Source organism: Streptomyces sp. NPDC014801, assembly GCF_043082085.1.
In the GTDB taxonomy this organism is placed as follows: domain Bacteria; phylum Actinomycetota; class Actinomycetes; order Streptomycetales; family Streptomycetaceae; genus Streptomyces.
Genome location: NZ_JBIBXG010000002.1, coordinates 253,629 through 268,604, shown reverse-complemented (window position 1 = coordinate 268,604; position 14,976 = coordinate 253,629). Strand labels below are relative to the sequence as shown.

Genomic DNA, 14,976 nt, shown 5'->3' with positions numbered 1-14,976 from the left:
GCGTCTCCCCGCTTGCGCCCGGGCGCCATCGGTGGGCCCTAGACGGAGTCCCCCTGGGGCGGGGACGTGCGCGCAGGCCCCGCCGGGCCGTCCGGGACCCGTCGGGTCGCCAGGCCGATCGTCGCCGCGACGGCCGCCAGGACCGCCACGCTCGTCAGGGCCGTCGGCAGCGAGAACCAGTCGGCCATGAACCCGATCGCGGGCGGCCCCAGCAGCATGCCGCCGTAGCCCAGGGTGGAGGCGACGGCCACCCCGCTCGGGCCGGCCAGCGTGCCCGCGCGTTCGACGGCGACCGGGAAGAGATTGGCGAGCCCGAGCCCGGTCACGGCGAACCCGAGCAGGGCGGCCCAGGGCGCCGGGGCCAGGGAGCCGAGGAACATCCCTGCGGCCGCGACGGTCCCGCCCGCGACCACCGTGCGGGTGCGGCCCAGCCGTTCCAGCAGGACCGTCCCCGTCAGCCGGCCGATCGTCATGGCCAGCGCGAAGCACGCATAGCCCGCGGCGGCCACCCCCGCCGAGGTGCCGAGGTCCTGTTCCAGGTGCAGCGCGCCCCAGTCGGCCATGGCGCCCTCGCCGTACGCGGTGCACAGGGCGATGAGGCCGAACACGACGACCAGCCCGCGGGTCCGCCGCCCGGCCGCCGCGCCCTCGGCCGTCACCGGCTCACGCCCCGCGGCCGGCGCGTCCTGGGCCACGACCGGCTCGGGCCCCACCGCCGGCGGCACCAGGCCGCCGTACCGCAGCAGGGGACGGCCTGCCAGGGCCGTCACCAGCAGCCCGGTGACCGTGAGGCCGAGCAGGTGCTGGGTCGGCGTGAACCGTCCCGCCACCAGTCCGCCGAGCCCGGCGCCGAGCATGCCGCCCAGGCTGAAGGCCGCGTGGAAGCTGGGCATGACCGGGCGCCGCAGGACCGCGATGAGATCGACGGCCGCGCTGTTGAAGGCGACGTTGATCCCGCCGTACGCCGCGCCGAAGACGAGGAGGACCAGGCCCAGCGCGAGCGCGGAGTGCGTGAGCGGGGGCAGCGCCACACTGAGGGAGAGCAGGACCGCGCACACCACCGTCACCCGGTGGCTGCCGTGGCGGCGGCACAGCCGCCCGGTGAGGGTCATGGTGACGACCGCGCCGGCGGAGACGCCGAGGAGGGCGAGCCCGAGGCTGCTCGCGGACGCGCCGGTCTGGTGCTTGATGGCCGGGATGCGGACGACCCAGCCGGCGAAGACGAAACCGTCGAGGGCGAAGAAGGCGGTGAGGGCGAGACGGAGTCGGAGGAGCGGGACGGGGAGACCCGGCACGGCGCTGTGCGAACGGGTTTTGTTTATTTGCGGCACAAAGTCAGGCTAGGAGCCCGCCGCGGTCGGGGCAAGAGCGGGTGAAGGCCCCGATCCGCACCCGCGTGCGAAACGATCACCCGAAGGTGAGTTCCCCGCTCGCCGCCCCGCCCGTTTCCCGATCCTGGCAGCGGGCGGGCGCGACCGGCGTCACGCCCTCAAGGCACGCACGCAGTCGGGGAGCCACGTGACGGACGAAGACAAGCGCTCGGGACTGGACCAGCAGGCGGTGTTCCTCGCGGCCGGGCTGGCCGACCTGGCGGTGAGCACGGTCGGCTCGGCGCTGGGCACGCTCCGCGGCCTGCTGCGCCGCTCCGACGCCGGCGAGCTGGTGGCCGAGGCCGAGCACGACCTGATCGCACGCGGCCGGCTGGCCTGGGACCGGTACGCCACCGCCCCCGAGCCGTATCTGGAGGTCCTCGCCCGGCGCGCCCTCACCCGGCAGGACGCCGATGTCCGCTGACCGGTGGGACCCGGCCGCGTTCAAGGCCCGCGTGGACGAGGTGCTGCACCGGTTCGTCGCCGGCGAGGCCGAGCGGTTCGCGGCCGTCGACCCGCTGCTGGCGCCCGTGGCCGATCAGCTGGAGGCCGCCGTCGCGGACGGCAAGCGGCTGCGGGCCGCCTTCTGCTACTGGGGCTGGCGCGCGGCCGGCCAGCCCGACAGCGACGCCCTGCTGCGGGCCGCCGCCGCGCTGGAGCTGGTGCACGCCGCCGCCGTCGTGCACGACGACCTGATCGACGACAGTCCGCTGCGGCACGGTCGGCCCACCGCCCACCTCGCCCTGCGCGGCGCCGTCGGCCGCCGCCCGGGCGCGCCGGCCGCCGCCCGCTCGCTGGCCATGCTCGTGGGCGATCTGCTGATGTCCCTGGCCGGGCAGCTCTTCGCCACCAGCGGCCTGCCCGCCGCCTACCTCGCCCGCGCCCGGCCGCTGTGGTCCGTCCTGGCCCGGGAGCTGATCGCGGGCGAGTGCCTGGAGATCCTGCGCACCGGAACCGAGCCGGACACCGCCGGATCGCTGAAGGTCGTCCGGTACAAGACGGCCAAGTACACCGTCGAGCAGCCCCTGCTCATCGGCGGCGCCCTGGCCGGGGCCGGGGAGCGGCTGCGCGAGGGCTATTGCGCGTACGGGCTCCCGCTCGGCGAGGCGTTCCAGCTGCGCGACGACCTGCTCGGGCTGTTCGGCGACCCGGAGCGCACCGGCAAGGCCAACGCCGACGACCTGCGCGGGCACCGGCCCACCGCCCTGCTCGCGGAGACCTGGCGGGCCGCGGACGCGGACGAACGCGCCGAGCTGCGCGCCCTGCTCGGCCGGCGCGACCCCGACGGCGAGGGGCTGCGCGCGGTGCGCGCGCTGATGCGGCGGCTCAAGGCGCCCGACCGCGTCGAGGCCATGATCACCGCCCGCGTGGAGGAGGCCCTCGACGCCCTGCGCGCACTGGACCCGCCGCCGCACGCCGCGACCGCGCTCACCGCGCTGGCCCACGCGGCGGCGGCACGCGCGTCCTGACCACGGCCCGGCGGCGGCGGGACGCCCGCCCCACCCGTGCCGCCTCCCCATGGCCGGCCTCCGCCCCCACCCCGTGTCGCCTCCCCGAGGGCCGGCCCCACTCCCACCCACCCGAGCCCCGCCCCGCCGACGACGAAGGAGCCCTTCCGCCATGACCCCCACCGACACCTCGATGGCCGCGCTGCGTCAGGCCGGCGACGAGCTCGCCGACGCCACCGTCGCCACCCTCTTCGAACGCGGTGAGGTCGGCACCTTCAACGCCCTCATGCGGTACGTCTCCCAGGCGGGCGCCCCGCTGCCGGACGGGCTGCCCGACGTCGCGCGCGAGTACCTCGAGGCCACGAGCGCCCCGCCCGCCTGGGTGGACTGGGCGGAGATGGAACGGGCCCGGCTGTTCTTCCTCGACAACAACGTGCACATCTCCACGGCGCTGTCCTTCGCCTCCATGCCCGCCTGCTACGTCGTCCCGCACGTGGCGAGGCTGCTGTCGGCCACCCACGGGCTGAACTACCCGTCCAAGCGCATGGCGGAGACCGGCCAGTTCACCGTGTACCTGATGCAGCCCGACGCCTTCGAGGCCGGCAGCCGGTTCATCCCCGCTGCGCAGAAGGTGCGGCTCCTGCACGCCTCCATCCGCCACCACCTGCGACGCGAGGACCGCTGGGACACCGGGGCGCTGGGGACGCCCATCTGCCAGGAGGACATGATCGGCGGGCAGATGTTCTTCTCCCTGCTGGTGCTGGACTCCCTGCACCGCCTCGGCATCCACATGTCGACGGAGGGCGCCGAGGCCTACTACTACGCCTGGCGGGTCGTCGGCGCCATGCTCGGCGTCGACCAGGACGCCGTACCGAAGACGCTTCAGGAGGCGCGGCGCTTCCTCGACCTGTACATGGTCCGGCACATGGGCCCGTCCCCGGAGGGCGCGCACCTGACGCGGCAGCTCATCGACCTGTACGAGGAGGTGGTGCCGGGCACCTTCTTCGACCCGATCGTCTCCGCCCTCATCCGCTACCTGATCGGCGACACCTGCGCCGACTGGCTGGACGTGCCCCGCACGGGATGGGGCACGGCCGTGCACGCCGTGCCCCGGCTGCTCGGCGTCCTGGAGAGCATCGAGGACCGCTCGCCGCTGGGCGCGTGGGCCCTGGACCGCCTCGGGCACCTCACGACCGTCTTCGAGCTGTCGTCCCTGACCCGTGGGCGCGTCATGCACTACGCCATCCCCGAACAGCTCCGGAAGGACTACGGCGTCTCCGGCACCGTGCCCCGCGGCCGCCGCTGGACGCCGCCCGCCCCCACCGTCTGACCGGCTCGCCCGGGCCGCACCGGTACCCCGCCGCTCGCCGCCGCGCCCGTCTGGTACACCTGAACGAAACGCGACGAAGGAGCAGAACGTGACCGACCCGGCGTCCACGGCCGTCCAGCAGGAGATCGCCCGCGAACTGGAGGTGAGCGACACCTTCGACGCGGAGCGGGAGATCGAGCGCCGGGTGGCGTTCCTCGCCGACCGGCTGACCTCCACGGGTCTGCGCGCCCTGGTGCTGGGCATCAGCGGCGGCGTCGACTCCTCCACCGCGGGCCGGCTCTGCCAGCTCGCGGTCGAGCGGGTGCGCGCGGCCGGACACGAGGCGACGTTCTTCGCGATGCGGCTGCCCTACGGCGTCCAGGCCGACGAGCAGGACGCGCAGCGGGCACTGGAGTTCATCCGCCCCGACCGGGTGCTCACCGTGGACGTGCGGCCCGCTAGCGATGCCGCGCTGGAGGCCGTGGTCGCCGCCGGAACCGTCTTCCGCGACGCCCACCACCAGGACTTCGTGCACGGCAACATCAAGGCCCGGCAGCGCATGATCGTCCAGTACGCGGTGGCGGGCGCGCACGACGGCCTGGTCGTCGGCACCGACCACGCCGCCGAGGCGGTCTCCGGCTTCTTCACCAAGTACGGCGACGGCGCCGCCGACGTGGTTCCCCTGACCGGCCTGACCAAGCGCCGCGTCCGGGCGGTCGCCGAGGCCCTCGGGGCGCCCGCCGAGCTGGTGTGGAAGACCCCGACCGCCGACCTGGAGACCCTGGACCCGGGCAAGCCCGACGAGGACGCCCTCGGTGTCACCTACGACGACATCGACGACTTCCTGGAGGGCAAGCCGGTGGACGAGACCGCCTTCGCCGCCATCGTTCACCGGTACCGGCTCACCGAGCACAAGCGCCGGCTGCCGATCGCGCCCTGAGCGCTGAGCGTGAGGCGCGGGCGCTGGGGCCTGTGGGCCGAGGACTGAGGGGCTGGGCGCCCGGTCGGCCCGGGACCGGTCGGCCGACCGGTCCCGGGCCGGTGACCGGCGAGCGGTCCGTCAGCCGATCGTCCACTGCTGCAGCGCCGAGCCGCTGTCCGGCTGCTGGGTGACCGCCGCGCCGTCGGCGGTCGACGCCGTGGTCAGCAGCAGCCCGCTGTGCAGCGACGCCACGGTGTACGCGCCGGACGCCAGGCGCCGCACCGTCCAGTGCTGGTTGGCGCCGCCCGTGCACGGCCACTGGATCACCCTGGCGCCCGCGGCGGTCGAGCCGCCCTCCACGTCGGCGCACAGCCCGGACTCGCCGTTGACCAGCTGATAGGTGCCGTCGGCCTGCCGGGTGAACGTCCAGTTCTGGTTGGCGCCGCCGTTCGCGACGTACGTGATGAGCTGCGTGCCGGCGGTGGTGCTGTGACCGGGGTCGTCGAGCGCCTTGCCGCCCGTGACGAGCGTGTGGGTGCCGTCGAGCGAGGGCACCGCTCCCACCGGGGTCAGCGTCAGCGTCTGCTCCGTCGCACCGCGCCCGCCGCCGACCGCGCTGGCCCCGGCGTCCGTCCAGGAGCGCACCGGAGTGGTCTCGGCGAGCCGGCCGGAGACGGCGGAGAGGCCGATCACCAGGCCGCTGTAGCGGTTCACCAGCCGGTAGGCCCCGGTGGCCGAGCCGTCGGCGCCGCGGCCCGGCACGACGAACCACTGCTGCCCGACCGTGGGGCCGCCCGCACCGGCCGCGATGACGGTCGGCGCCGTCCCCCAGGCACGCCGGGCCGGAGTGGAGGAGTCCACGCCCAGCAGCCCGCCCGTGGCCGCGTTGGCGATCCGGTAGGAGCCGTCCCCGTTCGGCGTGAAGGTCCACGCCTCCCGGTCGGAGCCCGTCGCGGCGGCGACGGAGGTGGTGGCGGAGCCGCCGGACACCTGGGCGAGCACCCGGCCGCCACCGCTCGCGATGCGGTACACCGTGGCCGGGTCGACCGGCGCGGCCGGCGACGGCGTGCCGATGGTGACGTCGACGTACTCGCCGGACGAGCCGCCGGAGCAGCCGAAGGAGCAGTAGGAGCGGAAGGTCCTGCCGACGATCTGGCTGCTCGTGCGGTTGGCGGGGTCGAGGAACCAGCGGTACCAGGAGGCGTTGGTGTGGCTGCCGGTGTCGCCGATCAGCCGCCACTTCTGGGAGGCGAGATCATCGGTGGCGTAGAACTGCTGGGGTGCCTTGCCGCTCTGGTCGACCGCCTGCGGCTCGCCGATGTACAGGCCGAGGTAGGCGTCGTAGGTGATGTCCATGACGAACAGCGGGGAGGTCGGCGGTATCTTCCCGGCCGCCACCTGCTCGCTCACCGTGCCGCTGTTCGCCGGGTCGTACTCCCCGGCGACGGGCGTGTAGCCGGTGGGGTGGGTCGCGTCGACGGGGACCATGTTGCTCTCGCGGCCGCCGACGCCGGGCTGCGACCAGGTGCCGTCGTACCACTTGCGCCAGCTGCCGGGCGCCATCTTCCCGCCGATCGGCGCGCGGGCCACGTGCCCGTGGAACGCCTGCCAGCCGCCGCCCTTCTGCACGATCCGCGAGCCGTAGAAGACGTAGAAGTAGCCGGAGGCCGCGTCGACGTACAGCCGCGGGTCGCCGTCGCCGTAGTCGTACGTCTGCTGCGGGAAGGCGGTCGTGTCCCCGCGCTTGGTGCTGTACGGCGAGGTGATGACGTGGTCCTTGATGGTCCACGTGCGGCCCTGGTCGGTGGAGACCGCGTAGTCGATCGCGTCGTAGTGGACGGTGTCCCCGAACGGCTCGGGGGTGAACTCGTTGTGCACGAGCCCGTACCAGTCGCCGGTGTCCGGGTCGACCCACACGCCGGCCAGGTCGCAGTAGTTCTTCTGCGCGTAGGAGGAGCCGGTGGGCGCGTAAGTGGCCTCCTTGCCGGTCGGGCTGTTGTTGCAGCGCGCGGTGGTGTCGTTGTTGCGGTCATTGGCGTCGGCCGGGTTCACCGCGTCGCTGAGCGTGCTCGACCGGGTCGCGGTGTCGAGGTTCGTGCCGGTGAAGAAGGTCCACTGCCGGCTGTCGCTCGCGCCGTAGAGGGCGTGCGCCTGCTGGAAGTAGAACGTGCCGTCCTTGTCGAGGTAGGCCGCGGCCGGGGTGTCGTCGGGGTGCGTCCAGGCGCCCTTCGCGCCGACCGTCACCGTGTACGGGGTGTCCGCCGCTTCAGCGGCGTCCGTCGTCAGGGCACAGGTCAGGGCGAGGGCCGCGGCGACGGCCGTGCCGACCGCTCTTCGTCGGGAAGGGGACACGGGTGCTCCTTGCTCGGGTGGGGAGGGGGAGGGGAAGCGTCGAGCGTGCCGATGAGCCGGGCGGCGGTGGCCGCCATGGCGCGGTGCGCGGCGGCCAGGTAGCCGCCGGGTTCCGGGTGGGGGTCCCGGGCGAGCCGGTCGGACAGCGCCCGGGTCAGGGCCGCGTCGAGGGCCGGACCGAGGACGACCTTGGCGGCGCCGGCCGCCGCCCGGGGCAGAGCGGCCCGCACCACCAGGGGGACATCGAGGACGGCCCCGAGCCGGGCCGGGGCGGTGGGGTCGGTGAGGACGAGGGAGTCCACGCCGGTGGCGCGGGCGTAGCCGCGGACGGTGTCCGGGTCGGCCGGGCCCGTCCACTCGCCCTCCGCCCACAGCCCCTGCTCGTGCGCCCACCGGACGACCTCGCGCGTGGTGGCCACGTTCCGCGCCCACGGCAGCCGCCCCGCGTCGTAGAGCACCGAGCTGAAGCGGGCGTGCGCGGCCTGGGCGAGGAGCGCGGTGCTGCGCACCCGGTCCAGGTGCAGCGCGACCGGCACGGTGGCGAGTTCGGCGAGTTCGGCGACCGCACGGGCCAGCGGCAGCAGCCGGCCGGCGTGGTGGCGCACCGCCTCCGGGCCGAGCTGCACGATGACCGGGGAGCGGACGGTCTCCGCGCCCTCCACCACGGCCTGCGCCTGGTCCAGGGTGAGCACGGGGAACGCGGCGACGGCGCGCCGCCGGGCGGTGGCGTCGGTGAGCAGGGCACCGGCGGCTGCCAGGGGCATGGGATCCTCCGGGGGCGGGGACGGGAGGGCCGGTCAGTCGAAGGTCTCGACGTACTCCTCGGGCGGCCCCAGGCGCGGACCGGCTTCCAGGGCCAGGTGCTCCCCGAGGTGTTCGAGCTCCAGGACCGTCACGGAGTTCTCGCCCGCGCGCAGCAGCGGCCGCGGGACGTACAGCGTGGTCTGCGGGCCGATGTGCCAGTACCGCCCGAGCAGGGTGCCGTTGACCCATGCGAAGCCCTTGCCGAAGCCGGGGAGGGCGAGGAAGGCGTCGGCGGGCTCGTCGACGGTGAGCCGCGCGGTGGCGAAGCCGGCCCGCCCGCCGGCCGGTGCCGCCGCCGCGGCGGCCGCCAGGTCCCGGGGCGACCACTCGTCCAGGGGCAGGCGGTACATGGTCCAGCCGTGCACCAGCCGGCGCTCCACCCGCACCCCGCCGAGGATGCCCTTGCCCTGGCCGAGCAGCGGCCCGTAGTTGATCCGCCCCTGGTTCTCCACCAGCAGCGCGAGCCGGACCGGGGCCCCGGTCCCGCGCACGGTGAACGACGCGGTCTCCGTCTCCAGTACGGCCACGGGGACGCCGTCGACGAACACCTGGGCCCGGTCGTGCAGTCCGGTCACCGTCACCACGTGGCCGCCCTCCGGCAGCAGCGGCTCCGCCTCGTACAGCACCAGGCCGGACGACTGCCCGAGCTCCTCGAAAGCGAGCGGCGCGGGGGCGCGCACCGCCGTGCCCGCCGCGCGCAGCGCGTCCAGCAGTGCGGCGCCCCGGGTGACGGGCAGGGTCCGCGGCGCCAGCACGGGCGGGTCGGCGGGCACCGGGGGCAGTTCGGTGCCGCGCACGGCGGCCAGGCGCTCGCGCAGCGCGAAGAACTTCTCGGTGAGTGAGCCGTGTTCGGCGATCGGCGCGTCCGAGTCGTAGCTGGTGACGGTCGGCTGCAGCCGCTCCCCGTCGTGGTTGGCGCCCGCCCACAGGCCGAAGTTGGTGCCGCCGTGCGCCATGTACAGACTGAGCGAGCCGCCCTCGTCGAGGATGCCGCCGACGTCCTCGGCGGCGCTGCGGGCCGAGCGGACGTGGTGCTTCTCGCCCCAGTGGTCGAACCAGCCGTTCCAGAACTCGGCGCACAGGAACGGCTCGCCCGGGCGGCGCGACCGCAGCAGCGCCGCCGCCTGCTCGGGACGCGAACCGAACGTGGCGGCCGCGAGGTGCCCCGGCACACTGCCGCCGTCCTGCATCAGCGGCGTCGGCCCGTCGGCCGTGTAGAGCAGCTCGGTGACACCCCGTTCGACGAGCGCGTCGCGCACCCAGCGCACATAGTCCCGGTCGTCGCCGTAACTGCCGTACTCGTTCTCGATCTGCACCGCGACGACCGGCCCGCCACACCCGGCCTGCAACTGCGCGATGCGGGGCACGACCGCGTCGAACCAGCGGGCCACCGCCTCCAGGAACGCCGGGTGCGAGGTGCGCGGCCGCATGCCGGGCAGGCCGGTCAGCCAGGCCGGCAGCCCGCCGTTGTCCCACTCGGCACAGATGTACGGCCCCGGCCGCACGATCGCGTCGAGCCCCCGCTCCTGCGCCAGCCGCAGGAAACGGGCCACGTCCCGCCAGCCGTCGAAGCGGACCTCACCGGGGGTGCGCTCGTGGAAGTTCCACGGCACATAGGTGTCCACGGTGTTCAGCCCGAGCGCGGCGAGCCGGTCGAGCCGGTCGGCCCACTGCCCGGGGTGGACCCGGAAGTAGTGCAGCGAGCCGGACAGGACGCGGTGCGGGCGTCCGTCCCTCAGCAGGGTGCCGTCGGCGTACGTCAGCAGGGGCGCCGCCTGGACGGCGGTGGGGGAGAGGGTCACTTGAGGGCTCCGGCGGTCATGCCCGCGCGCCAGAAGCGCTGCAGGGCGAGGAAGGCGATCAGCAGCGGGACGACGGACACCAGCGATCCGACGACGACCAGCGGCGGCGGCACCGCGACATGGCTGGCGTTCCAGCCGACCAGGCCGACGGTGACCGGCTGGAGGCGGTCGTCGCCCAGCACCATCGCGGGCAGCCGACGGCCCGTCCCTCCGGGCCGCCTCCAGTGCCTCGGCCAATATGTTATCGATATCTTCCCGTGGAGGACTCCGCGCCCGAACCGGCCCCGGAGCATCCGGTGGCGGCCAGGGCAAGGGCGAGCCCCGCCCCGGCAAGACGGGCAACCGACCACTTCATGGCGTCTCCTGTAGGCGTCGATCGGGCGGAGAAAGGGCTCCGCGAAGCCGTGCGAAGGGGCGACGCCCACCTCCGGGCAGCGCGCCGACGGCGGCAACTATGGCAGAAAATGTTATCGATGCCAACGCTCTGCAGGAGCAGCGAAAGCGCCCAGCGTGTGGGCGATACCATCAAGGGGTTCTGACCTGGGGAAGGGGCGTGAGCGATGCGCAGTGCCGACGGGGAGCGGCCGCCCGCGATGACGGACGTGGCCCGGCTCGCGGGGGTCTCGGCGCAGACCGTGTCGCGGGTGCTGTCGGACCATCCGAACGTGCAGGAGAAGACCCGCGCCAAGGTGCTGGCCGCCGTGGAACAGCTCGGCTACCGCCGCAACAGCGCGGCCCGCGCGCTGTCCTCCGGCCGCAGCCGCACGATCGGCGTGGTGACCCTGCAGACGACCTTCTACTCCCGCGCCGCCGTCACCTCCGGCATCGAGAACGCGGCCCGCGAGGCCGGATACACCGTCAGCACGGCGACGACGGCCTCCCTCGACACCTCCGCCATCGAGAGCGCCCTGTCCCGCCTCGCCGAACAGGACGTCGAGGGCGTGATCCTGTCCGTCCCGCTGGCCCACACCAGCCCGCGCATCGAACAGCTCACCGGCAGCGTCCCCACCATCACCATCGACGGCTCGCGCACCGCCGCCACGGAGGTGGTCGCCGTCGACCAGACCCTCGCCGCCCGTCTGGCCACCCGCCACCTGCTGGACCTCGGCCACGAGACGGTCTGGCACATCGCGGGCCCCGAGGAGTGGCTGGAGGCCGCGGCCCGCCGCGACGGCTGGCGCACCACCCTGGAGGAGGCCGGCCGCCCGGTCCCGCCCCCGCTGGAGGGCGACTGGTCACCGGCCTCCGGCTACCGCAACGGCCTCATCCTCGGCCGCATCCCCGACGCCACGGCGGTCTTCGTCGCCAGCGACGAGATGGCGTTCGGCGTGATCCGGGCCCTGCACGAACTGGGCCGCCGCGTCCCCGAGGACATCTCGGTCGTCGGCGTGGACGACATCGAGCTCGCCGAGTACTGCTCCCCCTCGCTCACCACGGTCGCCCAGCCCTTCACCCAGATGGGCGCCCTGGCCGTGGCCCACCTCCTGCGCCACATCGAAGACCCCCACGCGGTGCCCGAACCGGCGCTGGTGGAACCCCAACTGATCGTCCGAGCCAGCACGACCCGCGCCTGACCGGGGGGACACCCCCCCGCCCCGGCCCCGACGCACCGCAGGCGCTGCACCGGCCCCCACCGGACAGGCAGGGGCCGCCGCAGGCATCTCGCCGCACCCACCAAACGACGGCCCCACCCCCTCCCCCTTACCGCACCATCCCCACCGTCCGCTCGAAGTGAAGAAACGCCCCCTCCTGCCGCCACTCCACCGCAGCCTTGGGGCTCCCCGCCAGCAGCCGGAGACACGCCGCACCCCGAGGCGCACGCCCCGGCTCCTCGCCGCGGCAGGCCGCGACGACCGCGTACCCCTCCCGCGTCGGGTTGCCCCGCCACAGGCTCTGCCCCGGCAGGAACGCGTACTCCAGCGACGCCCGCGCGAGATCCTTCAGCTCGGGGTACGACAGCCCGTACGTCCGTGCCGCGTACGCGTACTCGTGGCTGATGTCGATCCGGCTCACCCCGGGATCGTCGGTCGCCAGCACCACCGGCACGCCGTACGCGCGGTACGTCGTGAACGGATGGTCGGCGCCCCGCACCCCGAGGATCTGCGCGTTGCTGCTGAACGGCACCTCGACGGCGACCTCCCGGTCGGCCATCGTGCGCGCGGTCCGCTGCCAGCCGTCCTCGTGCACGAGGTCCACGCCGTGCCCGACGCGCTCCGCCCCGGCGATGTCGACCGCTTCGGCGATGTGGAACTTCAGGTCGGCGGGCTTCACCAGCCCCGGCCACAACTCGCCCGCGTGCAGCGTGACATGGGCCTTCGGGTAGACCGTCCGCAGGTACCGCACCATCCGCATCTGCAGGCTGTAGTCGCGCAGCGAGCTGTCCCAGTCCTCCGGCTGCACGAGGTTGACCGCGACGAACCGCGGGTCCCGCTCGGCCAGCCGCATCCCGAGCGCCATCTGCGTGAACACCCGCTCCGGCGAACTGCCCCGCGACACCTGGGAGATCCACCGCACCTGCAGCCCGCACCCCGGCCGCGCCTGCCGCGTCCCGCACCGCGACGCGGCCCGGAACTCGGCGTCGCCGTCGTCGGCCTCCTTGCGGGCCTCGGCGACCAGCGCGTCCAGTTTGCCGTCCGCGGTCAACTTGCCGTGCAGTCGCGCCAGATCGCCGTCCCAGCCCACCTGGCCGGCGAGCTTCTTCGCGCTCTCGGAGGCCGGCGAGACCATGGTCTCCAGATAGAACTGGTTGTTGCGCACGACGTCGTCGGCGACCGCGGAGAGCAGCTTGCCGCGATGCCGCCAGGTCACCTCGCCGAACTTGCCGAAGGTGTCGAAGAAGTGGTCGTGCCCGTTGCCGTCCGGCGGGAAGTCCTGCATGGACCACTCCCGCACCAGCGCGTCGTGGAACGCGCGGTCGGTGCGCGCGTCGGCGGCGGGCCGGGTGCCGGGCCCGCACGGCGGGGTCACGGCCGTCATCGTCGCCGTGTCGACGCACAGCCCGTCCTCGGCGGCGAGCTCGATGAGGTACTCGGTGCTCACCGCACCGGAGAGGTGGTTGTGCAGGTCACCGCCCTTGGGCATGGCCTCGGCGAAGCGGCGCAGCAGCCGCGGGTCGTCGCGGACGACGTTCAGATAGGCGTCGGTGCTCCGTTCGGACGGCGTGGTGGGCCGCGGCGCGGACGCGGCGGCGTGCGCGGGCGGTAGGGGCAGCAGGCTCAGCACACCGAGCGCGGCGGTGAACAGAAGGCCGCGGCGGGGGAGTCGGGAGGAGTGATGCGTCACGGCACGATGATCATCGCGCGATGGCGCGCACGTCCCCGCAGCACACCGCTCACGCCGGATGATCACCCGTCCAGGTGACACATCCGTCAACCTGCGTTGCCGCCCGGCCGGGCGTGGCAGCCGCTGCCCGCCAGCACCCCGACCCGGTCCTCACCACCCCGTCCACAGCAGGTGGTTGAGCAGCAGGGCCAGCACCGCCTGGGCGGCGAGCCAGGCCCGGGGCCGGTTCAGCAGCGCACCCGCCGGCAGCAGCCACACCGCGAACGGCAGCCAGATCCGCTCCGTCTCCGCCTTGCTCATGCCGGACAGATCGGCGACGAGCAGCGCAAGGAACGCCGCGCCCACGAGCACCCCCAGCCGCCACTTCGCCGACCGGCCGCCGAGCGCGGATGCGGGCCCCGCCGGCCGCCCGCCCGCCGCGCCCGTCCCGCGGCCCCCGCGGGCATGGAGCAGTACGGCGCCCACCCGCCGCAGCCCCGCCACGGTCGCCGCTCCCACCACCAGCACGGTGCAGGCCAGGTTCGCCCACACCCAGTAGCCGTACGGGCGGACGCCCCCGGCACCCTGGTAATAGCGCCGGACCAGCAGCCGGTACGCCTCCCACCAGTCGAACCCGGCGAGGCCGAACAGCAGCGGCATCACGGCGAGACCGGCGAGCGCCCAGGGCAGTGCGCGCAGCAGCTCGCGGGCCGGCGGCCGGGCGAGCAGGACCACGGCCGCCCCGATCAGGGCGATCAGCGTGAGGCCGTACGACAGGTAGCAGGTCAGTCCGAACAGCAGTCCCGCCCCGAGCGCCGCCGCCCCCGACCGCGGGCCCGGCCGCCCGGTCACCGTCAGCGCCAGCAGCGCCACCGACCAGGCGGCGACCGCGGCGAAGTAGGCGTCCGGGGACGTGCCGAACCACACCGCCGCCGGGGCGAGGACCACGAACGGCGCCGCCCGCCGCGCGAGCCGTTCCCCGGCCAGCAGCCGTACGGCGACCAGCACGGCCACACCCGCCGTGGCGCCGGTCGTGATGCACCAGGCCCCCGCCCAGCCACCACCGTGCAGCCCGGCCCGGTCCAGCAGCACGAAGGTCAGGGTCGCGCCCGGCGGATGCCCGGCCACATGGGCGGGCCAGTTGTCCGGCGCGTGCAGCAGGATGTGGTGGGTGAAGTCCCGCAGGGCGGCCGGGATGTCGTGGAAGCGGCCGACGACCCGCAGGTACTCGTGCCGGGTGGTGAGCCGGCCGACGACGCCCCGGTCCCAGCCGTCGACGAGGGCCAGCGACCAGATCCAGGCCAGCGCCGCACCCCACACGGCCGCGAGCAGGACCCGCCACGGCAGGCGGGCGGCCACGACCGGGCCGTACCCCACGAGGAGGGCGGCCACCGCGAGCGCGGCGGGCGTGCCGGGGCCGGTGTGCGGGCCCCAGGTCCCGACCAGCGGCGGCCAGTCGACGAACAGGACGTGCCGGCTGTCCTGGATACGGCGGCCGACGAGCACCGCCGCCGCCACGAGCAGGGCGGCGGCCGCGACGGCGTACAGGTCTCCCGGCAGGGCGCGACGGCGGGGGCCACGGGGGCCGCGGCCGCGGGGAGGGCGGAGGTCACGCAGGGGGGCACGGTTCACACCGGCACGCTAGGGCGCCCCGGGGCCCGGCCGCTGCCTCGACGGCGCGACGTCAGCGTTTCGTCATGGGTCGCGA

The 14,976-nt window shown here is 74.6% G+C and carries 11 protein-coding genes and 1 pseudogene; 5 read left to right on the top strand and 7 right to left on the bottom strand.

The window, feature by feature from the left end; genetic code table 11:
- Positions 1–38: 38 nt before the first annotated feature.
- On the bottom strand, positions 39–1,295 hold the full coding sequence (locus ACF1AL_RS04725) for an MFS transporter (RefSeq protein ID WP_391778945.1): 1,257 nt from the start codon (positions 1,293–1,295) through the stop codon (positions 39–41).
- A 223-nt stretch (positions 1,296–1,518) separates the two neighbouring features.
- Between ACF1AL_RS04725 and ACF1AL_RS04720 the strand changes: the two genes are divergently transcribed.
- The 4 genes from ACF1AL_RS04720 (at position 1,519) to nadE (ending at position 5,067) form a co-directional block, all read left to right on the top strand.
- Positions 1,519–1,794 carry a polyprenyl synthetase gene (locus ACF1AL_RS04720; RefSeq protein ID WP_391696821.1) on the top strand — a complete coding sequence of 92 codons (276 nt, stop codon included), beginning with the start codon at positions 1,519–1,521 and terminating at the stop codon, positions 1,792–1,794.
- A complete protein-coding gene (locus ACF1AL_RS04715; protein ID WP_391778944.1) occupies positions 1,784–2,839 on the top strand; it encodes a polyprenyl synthetase family protein in 1,056 nt (351 codons plus the stop codon). The genes ACF1AL_RS04720 and ACF1AL_RS04715 overlap by 11 nt, the downstream gene beginning before the upstream one ends.
- A 151-nt stretch (positions 2,840–2,990) precedes the next feature.
- The gene (locus ACF1AL_RS04710; RefSeq protein ID WP_391778943.1) at positions 2,991–4,148 is read left to right on the top strand and encodes an oxygenase MpaB family protein; all 1,158 of its coding nucleotides are present in this window, start codon (positions 2,991–2,993) and stop codon (positions 4,146–4,148) included.
- Between the two features lie 88 nt (positions 4,149–4,236).
- Complete coding sequence (gene nadE / locus ACF1AL_RS04705) at positions 4,237–5,067, top strand: ammonia-dependent NAD(+) synthetase (RefSeq protein WP_366840399.1); 831 nt, start codon at positions 4,237–4,239, stop codon at positions 5,065–5,067.
- Positions 5,068–5,187: 120 nt separating this feature from the next.
- On the opposite strand, the gene ACF1AL_RS04700 is transcribed toward nadE, so the two are convergent.
- The 4 genes and pseudogenes from ACF1AL_RS04700 to ACF1AL_RS04685 all read right to left on the bottom strand — a co-directional run.
- Positions 5,188–7,401, bottom strand: a complete 2,214-nt coding sequence (locus ACF1AL_RS04700) for an RICIN domain-containing protein (protein ID WP_391778942.1) — start codon at positions 7,399–7,401, stop codon at positions 5,188–5,190.
- Positions 7,344–8,165 carry a class II fructose-bisphosphate aldolase gene (locus tag ACF1AL_RS04695; protein ID WP_391778941.1) on the bottom strand — a complete coding sequence of 274 codons (822 nt, stop codon included), beginning with the start codon at positions 8,163–8,165 and terminating at the stop codon, positions 7,344–7,346. The genes ACF1AL_RS04700 and ACF1AL_RS04695 overlap by 58 nt, the downstream gene beginning before the upstream one ends.
- A 33-nt stretch (positions 8,166–8,198) precedes the next feature.
- A complete protein-coding gene (locus ACF1AL_RS04690) occupies positions 8,199–10,007 on the bottom strand; it encodes a glycoside hydrolase family 35 protein (protein WP_391778940.1) in 1,809 nt (602 codons plus the stop codon).
- Positions 10,004–10,201: pseudogene (locus ACF1AL_RS04685) on the bottom strand (carbohydrate ABC transporter permease); the annotation flags it as partial. The gene ACF1AL_RS04690 and the pseudogene ACF1AL_RS04685, both read right to left, overlap by 4 nt.
- A gap of 366 nt (positions 10,202–10,567) precedes the next feature.
- On the opposite strand from ACF1AL_RS04685, the gene ACF1AL_RS04680 reads away from it, so the two are divergent.
- Positions 10,568–11,581: a LacI family DNA-binding transcriptional regulator gene (locus ACF1AL_RS04680; RefSeq protein WP_391659175.1), complete on the top strand. Its 1,014-nt coding sequence runs from the start codon at positions 10,568–10,570 to the stop codon at positions 11,579–11,581.
- 127 nt (positions 11,582–11,708) lie between these two features.
- On the opposite strand, the gene ACF1AL_RS04675 is transcribed toward ACF1AL_RS04680, so the two are convergent.
- On the bottom strand, positions 11,709–13,289 hold the full coding sequence (locus tag ACF1AL_RS04675; RefSeq protein ID WP_391778939.1) for an adenosine deaminase: 1,581 nt from the start codon (positions 13,287–13,289) through the stop codon (positions 11,709–11,711).
- 150 nt (positions 13,290–13,439) lie between these two features.
- Entirely contained in the window at positions 13,440–14,885 is a 1,446-nt protein-coding gene (locus tag ACF1AL_RS04670; protein ID WP_391779180.1) for a hypothetical protein, read from the bottom strand.
- Positions 14,886–14,976: the final 91 nt, after the last annotated feature.